Origin of the sequence: Celeribacter ethanolicus, assembly GCF_002407265.1 — a bacterium.
Classification (GTDB): domain Bacteria; phylum Pseudomonadota; class Alphaproteobacteria; order Rhodobacterales; family Rhodobacteraceae; genus Celeribacter; species Celeribacter ethanolicus.
On sequence record NZ_CP022196.1, the window covers coordinates 3,529,676 to 3,547,116 of the forward strand.

A 17,441-nucleotide genomic window follows, 5' to 3' on the forward strand; every position below is an offset into this window, starting at 1 on the left:
TTTCCTTTGGGATTGGCCCTACCAATCCGCGAGGAAGGCAATTCGGGTTTCCTTGCTATTTCTTGACCGTTTGATCCGAGAAAGCGGGCGAATCTTCGAGCCGTTTCCGTCCTGTCGGGGCGGTGGCCCTGGGCTTTCTCTGCGGCCGTATTCCCTCTCGCTTTGTCAGCCGGGTCTGGCGACATTCCATCTGCGCCCAGAAATTCAGCACTCCGTCAAATAAGGGTGGTCGTTTGACCTAAAAAGTGGCGCAGCCCGTGTCAAAATTAATTCCTCAGAGGAAAAAACTTTGACCCATGGTGATCCCTTCCGCTTTCATGAACTCACTGAGTGAGCCAGTTCGCACAATTGGTCCAAACCAAAACCGGGCCAAGCTGGCTTGATATTCCAATCAAGTTCAACAGGACAGGGAGAACGACTTGGAACAGGATCTTGCATCCTTGGCTGCCGCGGTTGCGGAGCTACAGGGAAACCATGCCGCGACAAATGGCACGTTTTCCGAGACTTTCTACTTTCTGACGATCCCGCTGATGGTGCTCATCCACGCCGGGTTCCTCGCATATGAAATGGGCGCATCGCGGTCGAAGAACGCGCTGGCCTCCGGCATCAAGAACATCCTCGCCTTCGCGATGATCGTTCCGTTCTTTTATTTCGTCGGCTGGTGGATCTACTGGGCCTTCCCGACGGGTCTGACGCTGTCCGAAGGTGCGATGGGCACGTCCGGTCTGGCCTATGCCAATGACGTCGCCCTGCCGTGGAGCCAATACATGGGTCCCAATCTCGACGACCGTGCCTCCGGTGTGTTCTGGGGGGCATTCGTGCTGTTTGCCGCAACGACCGCATCCATCCTTTCGGGCGGCGTGATCGAGCGCATCAAGCTGACCGGCTTTGTCGTTCTGGCCATCGTTCTGGGCGCCTTCGTCTGGATTCTCGCGGCCGCCTGGGGTTGGCACGCGGATGGCTGGCTGGTCACCAAGTTCGGCTATCATGACTTTGGCGCCGCAGGTGTCGTGCACATGATCGCGGGCTTCTTCTCGCTCGGTGTGCTGATCAACCTCGGGCCGCGGATCGGCAAGTTCAATGCCGACGGTTCCGCCAACCACATCCCGGGTCACTCCATGCCGATGACGCTGATCGGCCTCATGCTGATCATCGCCGGGTTCTGGGGCTTTTTGATGGGCTGTGTCATCGTTCCGGGCGAAGCCTGGTCCTGGGGCACGGACATCGAAGCGACGATCTACGGCACGCCGATGACCATCTCCGGCATGACCTTCAACACGCTGATGGGCTTTGCCGGTGGCATCATCGGGGCCTGGATGATCACCCGCGATCCGTTCTGGATGATGTCCGGGGCGCTCGGCGGGATCATCTCCTGTGCTGCCGGTCTGGACCTCTGGTATCCGCCGATGGCGTTTGCGATCGGGTTCATCGGTGCCTGCGCCATGCCCTTTGTCGCCTCCTTCATCGAACGTCGCGGCATCGACGACGCCGTGGGGGCCTTCGCTGTGCACGGGTTCCTCGGCATGTGGGGACTTCTGGCGGTCGGTATCGCGGCCCAGGGCTACCCGGCAATGTTCGGCGAAGATGTCATCGAGACCTCCTTCCTCGGGCAGCTTGTCGGTGCCGGTGTGATGGGCGCTCTCGGGTTCGTGCCAGGCTATGCCATCTCCTTCATCCTGAAGGCGACCGGTCAGCTCCGCGTGCCGGAAGAAGCCGAGATCATGGGGCTCGACAAGGTCAAAGTGCCTGCCGAAGCCTACCCCGAAGCGCTTCACCCGTCGGTCAGCCCGGCTGAGTGATCTCAAGAAAGGACTATCGAAATGGAAGCACCTTTTGACGCAACCTCCTGGGACGGCATCACCGGCGCGATTTACGCGGGTTACGGCTCCGTCGAAGGTCTCTGGCTCTTTGCCTGCCTCGCCATGGTCGTGATCGCGATCGTGTTCGGCTGGCGCCACGAGGAACATGCCTACAAGGCGACCGAGAAGAAAGACTGATCCCGGTCTCAAGACAGGGCTTCACACCCTTCCCCTGAACCGGCGGCGCAACCCGTCGCCGGTTCCCATCAAACAGAATTCAAAATACGACCCTAAGGATAAAAACAATGATCGCATCATGGAGATTTTCCGCACTGGCGGACCGGCACCGCGCCCTTGGCTCCGATCTCGAAGACTGGAGCGGCATGGGCACCGCCTGGAGCTATGACAAGGATCAGACGGAGGAGTATCTGGCGATCCGCACCAAGGCGGGCGTCATGGATGTCTCGGGCCTCAAGAAGGTTTACGTTGTGGGGCCGCACGCCCAATACGTGATCGACAAGGCCACGACCCGCAATATCGAAAAACTGAAACCCGGTCGATCGACCTATGCCACCATGCTCAATGATGCCGGCAAATTCGTCGATGACTGTGTGATCTACCGTCTCGGGCCGCAGAACTTCATGGTCGTGCATGGCTCCGGCGCGGGCCATGAACAGCTGACCATGTATGCCGCTGGCCGCAATGTCGCCGTGTTGTTCGACGACGATTTGCACGACATTTCGCTGCAAGGGCCGATGGCCGTCGATTACCTCGAAAAACACGTGCCGGGCATCCGCGATGTGGTCTATTTCAGCCACATCCAGACGACGCTCTTCGGCAAACCGGTGATGATTTCCCGCACGGGCTATACCGGCGAGCGCGGCTATGAGATTTTCTGCCGCCGTCAGGATGCCGTCGAGATCTGGGACACCATCGTGGCCGAAGGCAAGGAGATGGGCATCATCCCGACGCGCTTCACCACGCTCGATTGGCTGCGTGCGGAGAGCTATCTTCTGTTCTTCCCCTATGACAACTCGGAAATGTACCCGTTCGAGAACGACTCCAATGGCGACACGCTTTGGGAACTGGGCCTCGAGTTCACCGTCTCGCCGGGCAAAACCGGCTTCCGCGGTGCCGAGGAACACTACCGTCTGAAGGGCAAAGAACGCTTCAAAATCTACGGTGTGAAACTCGAGGGCACCACGCCCGCCGCCGAAGGCGCGCCTTTGCTGAAAGACGGCAAAGAGGTGGGCGTCGTGACCATCGGCATGTACTCGCCCCTCAATGAGCACAACGTCGGCATCGCACGTATGCCGGTCGATTGCGCCGTCGAAGGCACCGAACTCACGGTCAAGAACCCGGATGGCGAGATCAAAGCCATCGCCCATCCGATGCCCTTCTACGACGTCGACAAGAAACGTCGCACCGCCAAGGGCTAAGCCCCAAACATAAATCAGCACAAAGACTTACGAGGCGGGCGCAATCCCGTGCCCGCCTCCTGAGACCAACAGGACCCGTAATGCCCAAGACTGAATTTTCCCCGTCCATCGACAGCCGGCCGACCTATGCCGGGCTTGTCTCGCAAGGTGCCGCCCCCGCGATCATGGTCGCGGATGAGGCGGGGGCTCAGGCGCTCATCGACCTGGCCGCCTCTGACGCCTCCGTCATGGATCACGCCCATGTGGTGCTGGTCGGCTGTGGCGCGGCCGCTCTCGGTGATGTCAAACCCGTCGCCATCCACGTTGCCCCCGATTTCGACGCCGCCACGCCGCTGGTGACCCAGCTTTTGAACACGGCACGCATGGGCACGCAGATCTATCTCGCGGGCTCCGAAGGTCTGATCGGCCATGTCTCCGCCCTGGCGTTTGCCGCCGGGATGCCGGTCGATGAGATCCAGATGGAGCATCGCGGTTCCATCGCGCGGCGGATGCAATGCGTGCATTGCAAGGGCATCACCGAAGATGTCACCACGGATCCCTTTACCTGCGCCCATTGCGGGCTGACGCTCTTCGTGCGCGATCATTTCTCGCGCCGTTTGGGCGTGTTCCAAGGCGTCTGTGTCGATGCGGAAACCCCGGGTGTCGTGCCCGAGGTCGTGGAGATTCAGGCATGAAAAAACTGTGTTTGAAAGTCACGGCGGTTGAACAACTCTCGCCCTTGGTGAAACGCTTCCGCTTCGAGGATCCGACGGGTGCCTCTCTGCCGGTCTTCTCCGGCGGGGCGCATTTGACCGTCGAAATGCCAGAAGGCGACACTATCCGCCGCAATTCCTATTCGCTGATCTCCGATCCTTATGACGGCAGCGGCTATGAGATCGCCGTGCGGCGCGAGGACAAGGGGCGGGGTGGCTCGCTCTACATGCACACGAAAGTGTCGGAAGGCGATGACATCACTGTCTCATTGCCCTCGAACCTGTTCCAACTCGACCTGCGTGCGCGCAAGCATGTGCTGATCGGCGGCGGCATCGGCATCACGCCTTTCCTGTCGCAACTGCGCCAGCTCGACATGGAGCAGAAGCCCTACGAGCTGCATTACGCGGCCCGCTCACGCGAAGAGGCCGCCGGGATCAAGCTTTTGCCGCAGGCCGCGCATATCCATGTGCATATCTCGGAAGAGGGGGCGCGCATGGATCTTGGCGCCATTCTCGATGGCCAGCCTTTGGGCACCCATGTTTACACCTGCGGTCCCGACGGGTTGATCACGGCGGTGGCCGATCAGACCGCGCGCTTGGGCTGGCCCAAAGCTGCGGTGCATTCCGAAGCCTTCACTGCGCCCCCGCCGGGCGAACCCTTTGACGTGGTGGTGAAATCCTCCGGCAAGACCGTGCATGTGAAAGCCGATCAGAGCCTTTTGGAGGCTCTGGAAGCCGCCAAGGTGGAGATTGATTATTCCTGCCGTGGCGGGGCTTGCGGGCGGTGTCACACCAAGGTGACGGCCTGCGACGGGCGCATTTTGCACAACGATCACTGGCTCTCGGACGACGAGCGCGCCGCACAACAAGACATCATGCCCTGCATGTCGCGTTTCAAAGGCACGCGGCTTGAACTGGACCTGTGAGGAGACAGACCGATGACCATGCAATTCAATGACGAGACCTTCCGGGGCGATTACACCTATCACAATTCCCCCGAGGCGATCCGCCGGTTTCCCTTCCCGTTCGATCAGGACAGCTACATGTATTCGGTCAACATCGAACAGCATCCGGGCGGCCCGAAAGGCACACCGTTCGAGAAGATGTTCGATGTGGACGAGCACTATGTGGCGGAGATGAAGGACCGCGAGATCACACTGGCCGAAGACCCGCTGCGCTGTCAGTCGCTGCCGCATATGGAGCTGGCGGGTTGGGATTTGCTCGAACTTATCATGGTGTCGAAGGCGAAGGATTATCCCGATCTCTTTACGCTGCATCGTGATGGCAACGACTGGCATTGGATCAACAAGCCGTTGGGGATTGAGAAGAAATTCACGTTCCTCGACGCGACCACGCTGCCGTGTGGTCCGATGGAATATATCACGCGGCAGACCCAAGGCGATTTTGCCCTCTTGCATGAGCGCGACAACAACCTCTGGATGGACGCGGGTATGGTGACGTCTCAGGCCGATTGGTCGCTGGATTTTGACGTGGGCATGAACTTTTTCGAATGGCACGCCCCGGTGCCGAAAGCCCGCAAGATGGGCGTGTTCGACAAGGCGTTGAAATTCCTGTTGGCGGTGGGCCAAGGGCAACATTACCGCCGCTTGAACTGGACGATGACGGTCAATCCGCGTCTCGATACCTCGCCCGAGAACTACCACAAATGGGGCCCGGAAAAGCGGACGATTACGCCGGAAAACGTCGGCCAGAAACAATTTCTGCGCGTTGAGCTACAGACGTTTTTCCGCCTGCCGCGCTCCAATGCGCTGGCGTTTCCGATCCGGTGCTATTTGATGAACCTCGAAGATATTGCGTCGAAACCGAAATGGGGCCGTCGCCTGCACCGTGTGCTGCGCGACATCGACCCGGCTCTGGCGGAGTACAAAGGCTTTGCGGTGAACCAGAAAATCATCGTGGACTACCTGGCGCAATTCGATGATGGTGCGCCGACGTCGCCGGGGATTTTCCCGGACGCATAAGGACGCAGAAGAGGACGCAACATGGCGTGGATTCTCTTGACCATCGCAGGGCTTCTGGAAGTCGTCTGGGCGACCGCGATGAAATCCTCGAACGGGTTCACGGTGTTCTGGCCGAGCGTGGTGACGATTGTCGCCATGCTTGCCTCCTTCGGTCTGCTGTCCATCGCGATGAAAAGCCTGCCGCTGGGCACATCCTACATGGTCTGGGTCGGCATCGGCGCGATCGGAGCGTTCATCGCCGGGGTCGTGCTGCATGGCGAGGCGCTCAATCTCACGCGCATCGCCGCCGCCACGCTGATCGTGGCCGGGATGGGGCTGATGAAACTGTCGGCTTAAGCCGGAAGGCCGACGATGCTGCGGGCCTGCGACAGGATTGCCGGGCGCAGCTCCTCCGGCAGGTCGAACATCCGGCCGCAGGTTGGCCCGACCGCCTCGACCAGTGCCGCGATCATCGCCGCTTTGCGGCGAATGTCCTGCTCTGAAATGTCGGGGGCGAGGAGGGCGATCATGTCTTCCAGCACGCCGGTGTGAAACCGGCAGATCTGTGCCACATGCCGGGCGGGGCCATCCTGACGCAGGGCCAGATCCCTGAGGCCCGTGGTGATCGCCTGCGCTTTCGGATCGGCGGCGCGTTCCATGCGGAATTCGAGATAGGCGGTGAATCGCTGCGGCGTCTCGATGAGGCCCAGCGGCCCGCGGGCCTGTAGCTCCGACAGGCGCCGGACCAGAACATAGCGGGTGACGGCGGTCAGCAGGTCTTCCTGTGTGGCGAAATAGTATTGCAGGTTGCTCAGCCGCATGTCGCAGCGCCGTGCAAGCGCCCGGAAGGTGAGCCCCGCGACGCCCTCCTCGGCCAGAACCGCCTCCGCCTCTTCCAGAACCTTTTCGACGGTCGCCCGGCTTTTCGCGGAGGGGGCGGTGACGCCGTACAGCTCATTGGGGCTGTCGCTGCTGCTTAGCTGCGCCAGCGTTGCGTCAAGGGAAAGGGACATGTCAAACGGCTCGGTCCTGTGGCGGTGGAATGACCCTGCCCCTAGCGCCCGCCGGGAGGGAGGTCAATCGCTTTGCAGGCGGTTCCGTTACGCAAGCCGGTTCAGAGTCGGTTGGAAATCCAGCGGCACTGATAGGGCGCGAAGGTGATGTTCGGCTTCGTCAGGTCGATCTTTTCACCGCTCAAAAGATCATACCAGGCCTCTCCGTCGATCAGGTTGATCGAAATATGCGGCACTTCGACCATGCGGTCGGTGACATTGTGCAGCGCAAAGATCGACTGATCGCGGTTCGGCGACTGACGCCAGATGCCGAACAGGTCTTCGCCGAGATGCATGGTGAATTGCGTGGCGTTCGGGTGGAAGGCCTTTTGCGCGATGCGAATGCCGATCCGGCGTTTCATCTCGGCCAGCACCCGGGCGTTCTGGCTCTCGGGATCGTCGAGCAGGGCGCGCAGTTCCGGATAATCCCAGCGATGCCGGTTGATCGCACGTTTGACGCCGGTTTTCTCGACGCCCGCGTGATCGTTATGTGTGCCGATCAGCGAATGGATGTAGAAGGCAGGTACGCCTTCGAGCGCCATGACGATGGTTTGCGAACAGAGGAACCGCGCCACCTGCTTGCCGTCCTCACCTTTCGCGATCGTGCCTTTGAGCGCGTCGAAATAGGTGATGTTGAGCTCATAGGGTTTTTCCGAGCCGTCGGGCAGCGAGCGCATCGACACCAGCCCACCCGAGTCGCGCACGCGCTGGATCACCTGACCAAGCTCCTCAGGCGCCAGAAGCCCCTCGGCCCCGCGCACACCGATGCCGTCATGGGAGGCGGAGAAGTTGAGATAGGCACACCCGAGCTGCGCCGGCGGCATCCGCATCAGCCATTGGTTCAGATAGAGCGAGCTTCCCGATAAAAGTGCATGCAGCAACAAAGGCGGCAGCGAGAAGTTGTAGATCATATGCGCTTCGTTGCGGTTGCCGAAATAGCTCAGGTTCTCGGCATTGGGCACGTTCGTCTCGGTCAAGAGAACCACGCGCTCCTCGGCGTAATCGCAGAGAAGGCGCATGAGCCGCACGATGGCATGGGTCTGGGGCAGGTGGATGCAGGAGGTGCCGAGTTCCTTCCAGATAAAGGCCACGGCATCGAGCCGCACGATGCGCACGCCGTTGTCGACATGCAGCCGCATGATCCGCAGGAATTCGAGCAGGACCTCGGGGTTCTTGAAATCCACGTCGATCTGGTCGTGCGAGAAGGTGCACCAGACATGTTTCGGGCCGTTGACCGTCGAAACCTCGCGCAGCAGGGGCGAGGTGCGGGGGCGTGTGACCATCGACAGATCGTCCTCGGGGGAGGCTTCGACGAAGAACTTGTCATAGGGCTCATGGCCCTGACGATATTCGGTGAACCAGGTCGACATCGAAGAGACGTGGTTCAACACCAGATCGGACATCAGGCGGAACTCACCGCCGATGCGTTGAATGTCGGCCCAGTCGCCAAGCTGGCTGTTGACCTGACGGTAATCGGTGACCGCGAACCCGTCGTCGGAGGTGAAGGGGAAGAAGGGCAGGATATGCACGCCATGCACCGTGCCCTTGAGATAGCGATTGAGGAAGTCATAGAGCAGATCGAGCGGTTTGTGCTGGCCGTCAATCAGCGAATTGCCGTAGGTGATGACCAGCGTGTCGGTCTCGTTCCAGAGGCTGTTGCCCGGCACCCGCGCCCGCGCCCGCGGTTTGGTGCCTTCGGGCCAGAAGGCCACGACGATCTCTTCGGCGAGCCGCTTGCTGTTCTGTTCCGGATAAATCTGGCCGATCAGCGCGCGCAGCCGCGTGCTGAATTGCGAAGACGGTTTTGCCATCGGGCGTCCCCTTCTGTTGCTCTTTCACTTTGGTAAATCAAACCGTTTGCACGGGTTCAATGCAACGACGGGGGAAATCCCGGCTTTGCTGTGCAAAATTCGTCGGAATGCAGAGAGACGTTTCAAAACCGCTCAAAAAGCAGGCAGTCGAAACGGTTTCGGCAAAAATGGGGGCTCCGAGGCTGGGCGACTCGGGGTTAGATGCGGTCGCCGAGGCTCGTGTCGATGAGCCAGCCACCGGGGCCTGCGATACGGTCGGGAAGCGCCACGATCATGACCTCGCGGATCGCGATAGTGGTCATGATGGCCAGTGCGAGCTGGTCGAAGGTGATGGTGGACAGGTCCATGGCAACACTCCTGAAGTAGACGCATGTTGAGTGCTGACAGGGAAATCGGGCGGAAATGCGGCGGGCGCGGGGCGGCTTTCGGGAGATTGTGGGTGACTTTGCGTCACTTTGCGAAGGGATCTTTCGGATAGCCCACGCCCACCAGATACAGCCCTTCCGGCGGACAGACCGGCCCACAGGCGGCGCGGTCCTTGGCTTCCAGGGCCTCTGTCACATCCTCTGGCGACCAGGCGCCGGAACCGACACGCTCCAAGGTGCCGACGAAACTCCGCACCTGATTGTGCAGGAAAGACCGCGCCCGGAAATAGAACCGAAATTCCTGCCCGTAGGGAATGTCGCTGGCCTCGACACGGGCCTCGTCCAGCGTCTTCACCGGGCTGTCCGCCTGACACATGGTCGAGCGGAAGGTGGTGAAATCATGCAGGCCGATCAGCCGATCCGCCCCCGCCTGCATCGCGTCGCGGTCGAGATCGTGATTGACCCGCCACGCCAGTCCCGCGTCGTGCACCAGAGGCGCGCGCCGCGTAATCAGCCGGAACATGTAGCGCCGTTCCATCGCCGAAAACCGTGCGTGCCAGTCGTCCGCCACACGCGCCGCCTTGAGGACCGCCACGGGATGGGGTTTGAGATGATGGTTCAACGCCTCACTGAGGCGAAACGGGTCCCAGTCCTTCGCCATATCGCAATGCGCCACCTGAGCGGTCGCATGCACCCCCGCGTCCGTGCGCCCGGCGGCGCCGATCCCGGGACAGTCCGGTTCGAGTTTGCGCAAAGCCTCCTCCACCGCCTGTTGAACGGAAGGATGCTCTTTCTGGCGTTGCCAACCGGCAAAAGGCGCGCCGTTATATTCGATCAAAAGGGCGTATCTGGGCATATGCGGGCCATAGCGCGGCGTGCAGCGCGCGTCCAGTCTTTCTCCCTTACAACCGGGGCTTTGAATGCCTATGTTGAGCGGGTAAACATTGGGAAAGAGGCCACGGATTTGATCCTGAACGACATTGCAGACCGGATTTTGCGCGGCGTCGAGACGGTGCAGGGCGGCGTCCATGAGGCGCTGTTCGAACCGGTGATCCGGCTGGGCGTCACCGGGCTGTCGCGCTCCGGCAAGACGGTGTTCATCACCTCGCTCGTGGCCAATCTTCTGGACCGGGGGCGGATGCCGCAATTCGGACCTGCGACCGCGATCACCGCCGCCTATCTGCAACCGCAGCCGGATGACACGGTGCCGCGCTTTGACTATGAGGCGCATCTCTCCGCGCTCACCTCGCCCGAGCCGCATTGGCCGGAGAGCACTCGCGCGGTGTCTGAGTTGCGCCTGTCGTTCAAGGTGAGGCCCGCTGGGCTTTTGGGTGGTCTGACGGGTCAAAAGACTGTGCATCTCGACATTGTCGATTATCCCGGCGAATGGCTTTTGGACCTTGGGCTGATGGAGAAATCCTTTGCCGAGTGGTCCGCCGAGGCTTTGCAAGCTGCACGTGATCGGGCGGAAGGGGAGGCGTTCCTTGCTGTGCTGGACGCCGCTGACCCGAGCGCCAAACAGGACGAACCTACCGCCAAATCGCTGGCCCAAAGCTTCACGGCCTACCTGCAATCCGCCCGCGCGGCGGGCTATTCCGATTGCACGCCGGGACGGTTTTTGCTGCCCGGCGAGTTGGACGGCTCACCCGTCCTGACCTTTGCCCCTCTGCCCGCGGGCGAGGCCCCGCGCGGGTCTCTGCACCGCGAATTCGAACGCCGGTTCGATGCCTATAAACGCGAGGTGGTCAAACCTTTCTTCCGCGATCATTTCTCCCGGATCGACCGGCAGGTGGTTCTGGTCGATGCGCTGGGCGCGATTCATTCCGGGCCGAAAGCCGTCGAAGATCTGCGTCGGACCATGGCCGACATACTTTTGGCTTTCAGGCCCGGACGGGTGGGGCGGATCATGTCTTTGCTCGGGCAGCACAAGGTCGAAAAAATCCTCTTTGCCGCCACAAAGGCCGACCACATCCACCACAACCAACACCCGCGCCTGACCGCGATCATGGAGGCCTTGGTGCGCGATGCCCGTGACCGTGCCGATTTCGCAGGCGCTTCGACGCAGGCCATGTCCTTGGCTGCGCTGCGTGCGACGGTCGAAGAGACCATGGAGCATCAGGGCCAGAGCCTCGATGTGGTGCGCGGCATGACCGAAGGCGGCAAACAGGCGGCGTTTTATCCCGGCGAATTGCCAGAAGACCCGGCGCATATCTTGTCGCCCGCGCGCAAAGGGGCGGAGCGTTGGCTGGATGCGCAGTATGAAATCATGAAATTCCGCCCCGCGCGGCTCACCCTGCGTCCCGGCGAAGGGCCGCCGCATATCCGGTTGGATCGCGCCGCCGAGTTTTTGATCGGAGACAAGCTATGACAGACAATCAACCGAGTCGTGGCCCGATCCTGATCGAGCTGGAAGACGCGCCGACCATCACCCCCTCCACCGCCGATCCCGTTCCCGATCTCGCGCGGCCTGCGGCAATGCAGCGCGTGGCGGTTTTGGCGGCGCGCAAGCCCTCGGCTTTGGCACGCTGGTTCTGGCGGCTGTTTGCAGCGCTTTTTGCCTTCACCGTTTCGATCGTGACCTATGATGCGATCATGGGGCTGATCGCCGCGCATCCCGTGTTGGGCTATGTCGCACTGGGGCTGACGGGGGCCTTTGTCCTTGTTCTGGCGGCGATTGCGCTTCGGGAATTGTCGGCCTTTGCCCGGCTCAAACGCATCGACACGCTGCAAAAGGCGGCTGTGGACGCGATGGGGGCCGCCGATCTGAAAGCCGCGAAAGGCGTCACCGATAAGCTTTTGTCGGTCTACGCCCATCGTTCGGAGCTTAACTGGGGCAAGGACAGGTTTCGCGAACGTGAGGCCGAGGTGTTCGATGCTGACGGGCTTTTGGGGCTGGCGGAAACGGAACTCCTTGTCCCGCTCGACGCGAGCGCCCGCCGCGAAGTCGAAGCCGCCGCGCGTCAGGTCGCCGCTGTCACCGCCCTTGTACCGCTGGCTTTGGCGGATGTGTTCACCGCGCTGACCGCGAACCTGCGGATGATCCGCCGGATTGCGGAGATTTACGGCGGACGCTCGGGTACGCTCGGGTCCTGGCGGGTGACGAAATCCGTGCTCACCCATCTGGTCGCGACCGGGGCGGTCGCCGTAGGCGATGACCTGATCGGCACCATGGCCGGCGGTGGCGTGATGGCCAAGGTCTCGCGTCGCTTCGGCGAAGGCGTGGTCAATGGCGCCCTGACCGCCCGCGTGGGTGTGGCCGCCATCGAAGTCTGCCGCCCGCTGCCATTTATGAAGGCCAAGAAGCCGTCGGTGTCGGGGACGGTGAAGCGGGCTTTGACAGGGTTGTTTGATAAAGGCGCGGGCTAACGGAAAGTCATTCCCGCAATTTTACCCATACCAGGATCGTTCACCGCTGGCAGAAAGCCGACCGAATAAGATCCGTAGGCCTCTCTAAAGGATTGGACGACGAGTTCTCCGACGACTTCTGTCCCTTTGATGATTTCGTGGCAACGGTAAATGGCGGTGAGTTCAGTCTGTTCGATCAAGAGCAGAGCCAGCTCCGCGTTGGGCAGGCAGTCCCCATGTGCGTCAAATAGGTCCCGATCTCCGGATAGGCTCCCGTCCCGCCCGACGCCGTTCATGGATTTCAGGCGTTCCCCCCCAAGCGAAGAGAGAGGCCTGTTCACGGATGTTCCATGGCGTGAGCATGTAACGTGCCGACCACCCGAGAAAGATGCCAAGCGAAAAGGCGATCCCAATCGTTTTTATATTCATGAGATTGTCCGCCGAAGATAAATAAGGCTCAAAACAGCTTCGGCGGCGCGTCTTTCGGCTGGTCGCGGCTGACGATCCCCATGCGAAACGCCCGCCCGATGCGATGCGCCATTTCCGACCATTTGGCCGCCGTCTCCGGGTCCAGCTCGGCATTCAGCGTTTCGTCAAAAAGCCCAAGCCACATGGCAAAATGATGCTCTTTCACCTCCGGCGCCATCAGGTGGACGCGCTGCGGAAAGCCGTCGTATTGCCGTTCGTGCAGAATCGCATTGCGCCAGAAGCGGCCGATTTTCTCCTCATGCGCGGGCCAATCCTCGACATGGGCGCCGAACACCGGGGCGAGCTCGGGGTGCTGACGTACACCCGCATAGAAACGTGTGAGCACGCGGTCCATGTCCTCATGGCTGATCTCGAATTTCGGGGGCAGGGCGGAACGAGGCTCTGACATCAGGGGCTCCTTGAGCGTTTCGCTAAAGGTATATTCTCGATGGTCTTTTTTCACCAGTGCCGGAATGTCGCGCATATTCCGACTGTTTTATTTTTCATTTCTGAGTGTTTTTGTTGTTAAGTGAATCTGTCAATCAATTGATTTTGTTTAATATTCTTCTTGATCTCTCCTGTGCGTCACGCCTATATCAATCTCAGCAAGGACGAAACGCCACCCATCGCAGGCAGCCATTCTCCCAGCCACTTCAGCCAAATAGCCAAAACCTATGAGCCCGAATTGGGAAGTCTCACCATGTCTGACACAGCCTGCAAAACCTGCGCCTTCTTTGAAATCAAAGCCGCCGAAACCGACGCCAAAGGCGAATGCCGTTTCAACCCGCCGACCTTCCTGACCGAAGCGGAACACAAAGGCATGTGGCCGGTTGTGAAATCCGACGACTGGTGCGGTCAGTTCGAACAAAACGCCGCCTGAGATTACGCGCTCCAGCCAGACAGCGACCGAAGCACGCCAGGCAACACCCAGGCCAGCCACGCCGCCCTCTCGCCAGACAGCACATGAGAAAGGGATGCCTCAGACAGGGTCTGCGGCGTCCCTTTTTCCTATCCGGTTTTCATATACGGCCCCTGTTAAGACGGGTTTACCGCCCGCAAGCCGCGTCCTATAAGGCGCTTATGACATTCATGGTCGCGATCATTATTCGAATTATCAGCCCGGCGCTCTGATCTCAAAGATCCTACGAGCCGCCGGGACAAGGCGTATGGAGACCCGCGCCGCCCTCGAATTTTCCGACCATTCCTCCCAAGGACAAAAACATGTGTTCCGAGACGACCACACCCGAGTATAAAGACACGCTCAATCTGCCGAAAACCGATTTCCCGATGCGCGCGGGCCTGCCGAACCGCGAGCCGGGCTGGTTGGAGCGTTGGGCCAAGATCGACGTTTATGAAACGCTTCGCGCCAAGGGTAAGGCGGACGGTCGCCCATCCTTCGTGCTGCACGATGGCCCTCCCTACGCCAACGGGCATCTGCACATCGGCCACGCGCTGAACAAGACGATCAAGGACATCATCACGCGCTCGCATCAGATGATGGGGTTTGACGCGCGTTACGTGCCGGGTTGGGATTGTCACGGCCTTCCGATCGAATGGAAGATCGAAGAGAAATATCGCGAAAAGGGCAAGAACAAGGACGAGGTCCCGGTGGTGGATTTCCGCCAGGAATGCCGCGCCTTTGCCGATGAATGGGTGAACGTCCAGCGCGAGGAATTCAAACGGCTGGGTGTCTACGGCAAGTGGGACGATCCCTACCTGACGATGAATTTCCATGCCGAGGCGGTGATCGCCGAGGAGTTCATGAAATTCCTGATGAACGGCACGTTGTACCAAGGCTCGAAACCCGTGATGTGGTCGCCAGTCGAAGAGACTGCATTGGCCGAGGCCGAAGTCGAATATCACGACAAGGAAAGCCCGACGATCTGGGTGAAATTCGCCGTCGCCAATGAGGGTACGGACCTTCAGGGCGCCTATGTCGTAATCTGGACCACCACGCCTTGGACCATCCCGTCCAACAAGGCGGTGGTCTACGGTGCCGATTACAACTACGGCCTCTACGAGGTGACGGGCACGCCGGACGAGTGCTGGCTTAAGGTCGGGGAGAAATATGTCCTCGCCGATAAACTCGCGGCGCAATGCTTTGCCAAGGCGCGCCTCTCCGAGGATCAATGGACCCGCGTGCGCGATGTGCCGACCTCTGAGTTCGAAGGGCTGGGGCTTCTGCACCCGCTCGCAGGGGCCGAAGGCGCCAATGGCGAATGGGACGACCTGCGCGACTTCCGCGCGGCGCCTTTCGTGACCGATGACGAGGGCACGGGCTTTGTCCACTGCGCGCCCTCGCACGGGATGGAAGAATTCGAGCTCTACCGCGATCTCGGCATGCTCGAGCAGGTGATCACCTATAACGTCATGGACGACGGCAGCTTCCGCGAAGATCTGCCCTTCTTCGGCGGCAAACGCATCCTGCGCGACAAGCCGAAGAAAGGCGATTGGGAGGGCGATGCCAACGCCGCCGTGATCGCCAAGCTGACCGAAGTGGGTGGTCTCATGGCGCGCGGTAAGATCAAGCACAGCTACCCGCATTCGTGGCGTTCGAAAGCCCCGGTGATCTTCCGCAACACGCCGCAATGGTTTGTCGCGGTCGACCGTAAACTCGATGACGGTATGGACACCTATGGCGATACGATCCGGACCCGCGCGCTGACCTCCATCGACCAACTGGTGAAATGGACGCCGCAGACCGGGCGCAATCGTCTGTACTCGATGATCGAGAACCGCCCCGACTGGGTGCTCTCGCGTCAACGTGCCTGGGGTGTGCCGCTGACCTGTTTCACGAAAAAGGGCCTGTTGCCGACCGAGGACGGGTTTCTTCTGCGCAATGACGAGGTCAACGCCCGCATCTCCGCCGCTTTCGAGGAAAAAGGCGCGGATGTCTGGTACGAAGAGGGCTTCAAGGAGCGCGTGCTCGGCAATGTCGTGAACCCGGATGAGTATGAACAGGTTTTCGACGTGTTGGACGTGTGGTTCGACTCCGGTTCGACCCATGCCTTCGTGCTGCGTGACCGCGAAGACGGCACGCCTGACGGTATCGCGGACGTGTATCTGGAAGGCACCGATCAGCACCGTGGCTGGTTCCATTCCTCGCTGTTGCAGGCCTGTGGCACCAAAGGTCGTGCGCCCTATAAAAATGTTGTGACGCATGGGTTTACGCTCGATGAGAAGGGCATGAAAATGTCCAAATCTCTGGGCAACACCATCGTGCCGGAGCAGATCGTCAAGCAATACGGTGCTGACATCCTGCGGCTTTGGGTGGCGCAGACGGATTACACCGCCGATCAGCGGATCGGGCCGGAAATCCTAAAAGGCGTGGCGGACAGCTACCGTCGCCTGCGCAACACCATGCGCTTTATCCTCGGCTCGCTCGGAGACTTCGATGAAGCCGACCGGATGCATTGTCGCGACATGCCGGAGCTGGAGCGCTGGGTGCTGCATCGTCTGGCCGAGTTGGACACCACGGTGCGCGAGGGCTACGAAACCTTCGATTTCTCGGGCGTCTGGCAGGCGGTGTTCAACTTTGCGACCGTCGATCTGTCCTCCTTCTATTTCGACATCCGTAAGGACGTGCTCTATTGCGACGGGGACACGGATCGTCGTCGCGCGGCGCTGACCGTGCTGGACATCCTGTTCCACCGTTTGACCACCTGGCTCGCTCCGATCCTCGTGTTCACGATGGAGGAAGTCTGGCTGGAACGCTTCCCGGGGGACGAAAGCTCCGTGCATCTCGTGGACTTCCCCGAGGCCGCGCCGGGCTGGCTTGATGGGGCTCTGGCCTCGAAATGGGCCGGTATCCGCAAGGCACGCCGCGTCGTGACCGCCGCCCTCGAAGTGCAGCGTCGTGACAAGGTGATCGGCGCGTCTCTCGAAGCCGCACCGACGGTGCATGTCGAGGATCAGGCGCTTCTGGCGGCGCTGAAATCCATCGACTTTGACGATCTCTGCATCACCTCCGGGATCACGCTCACGGGCGATCCGGCGCCGAACGAGGCCTTCCGCCTCGAAGGCGAGGTCGAGGGGATCGGCGTCGTTTTCGAGAAGGCCGAAGGGCAGAAATGTCAGCGTTGCTGGAAAATCCTGCCGGATGTGGGCACCCATGGTCACGCGGGTGTCTGCGGGCGCTGCGACGAGGCGCTTGGCTAAACGTCACGCGTTTCAGGCGCGCGGCCAGTATCGAACACACTGAAACGGGGCTTTCGGCCCCGTTTTTTCATTTCTCGCCCTTCGAGGGAGGTGCCTGACTTTTCACCCTGCGTCGCGGAACGCGTCCTCCACCCATTTCCATTCTTCATCGGTCAGAACGCCATCGCCGTCCTGATCGTAAAGCGCGACGATCTGCGCGAGTTGCGCAAGGAAATCTTCCTGAGTGATGCGTGTGACGGTTGCGACCTCTTGCAGTTTCGGTCGCTCACCCTCCGGTCCCGTGTCAGTCTCTGACATGTCATTCCCCGTTTTCCCCTGATCTTAGCTCAGCATAGGCAGAGAGAGGTGAAC

At 60.6% G+C, this 17,441-nt stretch carries 17 protein-coding genes; 11 read left to right on the forward strand and 6 right to left on the reverse strand.

Annotated features, from left to right (window positions below; genetic code table 11):
• The first annotated feature begins 419 nt into the window (after positions 1 to 419).
• The 7 genes from CEW89_RS17305 to CEW89_RS17330 all read left to right on the forward strand — a co-directional run bounded on the left by CEW89_RS17305 (position 420) and on the right by CEW89_RS17330 (position 6,248).
• Complete coding sequence (locus CEW89_RS17305; RefSeq protein WP_096806738.1) at positions 420 to 1,799, forward strand: ammonium transporter; 1,380 nt, start codon at positions 420 to 422, stop codon at positions 1,797 to 1,799.
• A 21-nt stretch (positions 1,800 to 1,820) separates the two neighbouring features.
• Entirely contained in the window at positions 1,821 to 1,997 is a 177-nt protein-coding gene (locus CEW89_RS20925) for a hypothetical protein (RefSeq protein ID WP_155846134.1), read from the forward strand.
• A 107-nt stretch (positions 1,998 to 2,104) separates the two neighbouring features.
• Positions 2,105 to 3,238 (forward strand): aminomethyl transferase family protein, encoded by a 1,134-nt coding sequence (locus tag CEW89_RS17310; RefSeq protein WP_096806739.1) that lies wholly within the window; start codon positions 2,105 to 2,107, stop codon positions 3,236 to 3,238.
• Positions 3,239 to 3,318: 80 nt separating this feature from the next.
• Entirely contained in the window at positions 3,319 to 3,912 is a 594-nt protein-coding gene (locus CEW89_RS17315; RefSeq protein ID WP_096806740.1) for a dimethylamine monooxygenase subunit DmmA family protein, read from the forward strand.
• Positions 3,909 to 4,856: a PDR/VanB family oxidoreductase gene (locus CEW89_RS17320; protein ID WP_096806741.1), complete on the forward strand. Its 948-nt coding sequence runs from the start codon at positions 3,909 to 3,911 to the stop codon at positions 4,854 to 4,856. The genes CEW89_RS17315 and CEW89_RS17320 overlap by 4 nt, the downstream gene beginning before the upstream one ends.
• A gap of 12 nt (positions 4,857 to 4,868) precedes the next feature.
• A complete protein-coding gene (locus CEW89_RS17325; RefSeq protein ID WP_096806742.1) occupies positions 4,869 to 5,912 on the forward strand; it encodes a heme-dependent oxidative N-demethylase family protein in 1,044 nt (347 codons plus the stop codon).
• A gap of 21 nt (positions 5,913 to 5,933) precedes the next feature.
• The gene (locus CEW89_RS17330) at positions 5,934 to 6,248 is read left to right on the forward strand and encodes a DMT family transporter (protein WP_066706010.1); all 315 of its coding nucleotides are present in this window, start codon (positions 5,934 to 5,936) and stop codon (positions 6,246 to 6,248) included.
• On the opposite strand, the gene CEW89_RS17335 is transcribed toward CEW89_RS17330, so the two are convergent.
• The 4 genes from CEW89_RS17335 to truA all read right to left on the reverse strand — a co-directional run bounded on the left by CEW89_RS17335 (position 6,245) and on the right by truA (position 9,975).
• The gene (locus CEW89_RS17335; protein ID WP_096806743.1) at positions 6,245 to 6,904 is read right to left on the reverse strand and encodes a TetR family transcriptional regulator; all 660 of its coding nucleotides are present in this window, start codon (positions 6,902 to 6,904) and stop codon (positions 6,245 to 6,247) included. The two genes, CEW89_RS17330 and CEW89_RS17335, sit on opposite strands and share 4 nt — an antisense overlap.
• A gap of 101 nt (positions 6,905 to 7,005) precedes the next feature.
• Positions 7,006 to 8,754, reverse strand: coding sequence for a sugar phosphorylase (locus CEW89_RS17340; RefSeq protein WP_066706003.1), 1,749 nt, complete (start codon positions 8,752 to 8,754; stop codon positions 7,006 to 7,008).
• 197 nt (positions 8,755 to 8,951) lie between these two features.
• A complete protein-coding gene (locus CEW89_RS20930; RefSeq protein ID WP_157779905.1) occupies positions 8,952 to 9,101 on the reverse strand; it encodes a hypothetical protein in 150 nt (49 codons plus the stop codon).
• A gap of 103 nt (positions 9,102 to 9,204) precedes the next feature.
• On the reverse strand, positions 9,205 to 9,975 hold the full coding sequence (truA, locus tag CEW89_RS17345; RefSeq protein ID WP_096806744.1) for a tRNA pseudouridine(38-40) synthase TruA: 771 nt from the start codon (positions 9,973 to 9,975) through the stop codon (positions 9,205 to 9,207).
• Positions 9,976 to 10,083: 108 nt separating this feature from the next.
• Here truA and CEW89_RS17350 point away from each other — a divergent pair, with 108 nt between their 5' ends.
• Together CEW89_RS17350 and CEW89_RS17355 are read left to right on the forward strand one after the other, a co-directional pair.
• A complete protein-coding gene (locus CEW89_RS17350) occupies positions 10,084 to 11,487 on the forward strand; it encodes a YcjX family GTP-binding protein (protein ID WP_198403449.1) in 1,404 nt (467 codons plus the stop codon).
• Positions 11,484 to 12,485 carry a YcjF family protein gene (locus CEW89_RS17355; protein ID WP_096806746.1) on the forward strand — a complete coding sequence of 334 codons (1,002 nt, stop codon included), beginning with the start codon at positions 11,484 to 11,486 and terminating at the stop codon, positions 12,483 to 12,485. Before CEW89_RS17350 ends, CEW89_RS17355 begins: the two co-directional genes overlap by 4 nt.
• A 436-nt stretch (positions 12,486 to 12,921) precedes the next feature.
• Here CEW89_RS17355 and CEW89_RS17365 read toward each other — a convergent pair whose 3' ends face one another.
• Complete coding sequence (locus CEW89_RS17365; protein ID WP_096807290.1) at positions 12,922 to 13,341, reverse strand: group III truncated hemoglobin; 420 nt, start codon at positions 13,339 to 13,341, stop codon at positions 12,922 to 12,924.
• Positions 13,342 to 13,632: 291 nt separating this feature from the next.
• On the opposite strand from CEW89_RS17365, the gene CEW89_RS17370 reads away from it, so the two are divergent.
• Positions 13,633 to 13,812, forward strand: a complete 180-nt coding sequence (locus tag CEW89_RS17370) for a hypothetical protein (RefSeq protein WP_096806748.1) — start codon at positions 13,633 to 13,635, stop codon at positions 13,810 to 13,812.
• Between the two features lie 341 nt (positions 13,813 to 14,153).
• Positions 14,154 to 17,090: an isoleucine--tRNA ligase gene (ileS, locus tag CEW89_RS17375; RefSeq protein ID WP_096806749.1), complete on the forward strand. Its 2,937-nt coding sequence runs from the start codon at positions 14,154 to 14,156 to the stop codon at positions 17,088 to 17,090.
• 102 nt (positions 17,091 to 17,192) lie between these two features.
• On the opposite strand, the gene CEW89_RS17380 is transcribed toward ileS, so the two are convergent.
• Positions 17,193 to 17,387, reverse strand: a complete 195-nt coding sequence (locus CEW89_RS17380) for a hypothetical protein (protein WP_066705986.1) — start codon at positions 17,385 to 17,387, stop codon at positions 17,193 to 17,195.
• Positions 17,388 to 17,441 lie beyond the last annotated feature (54 nt).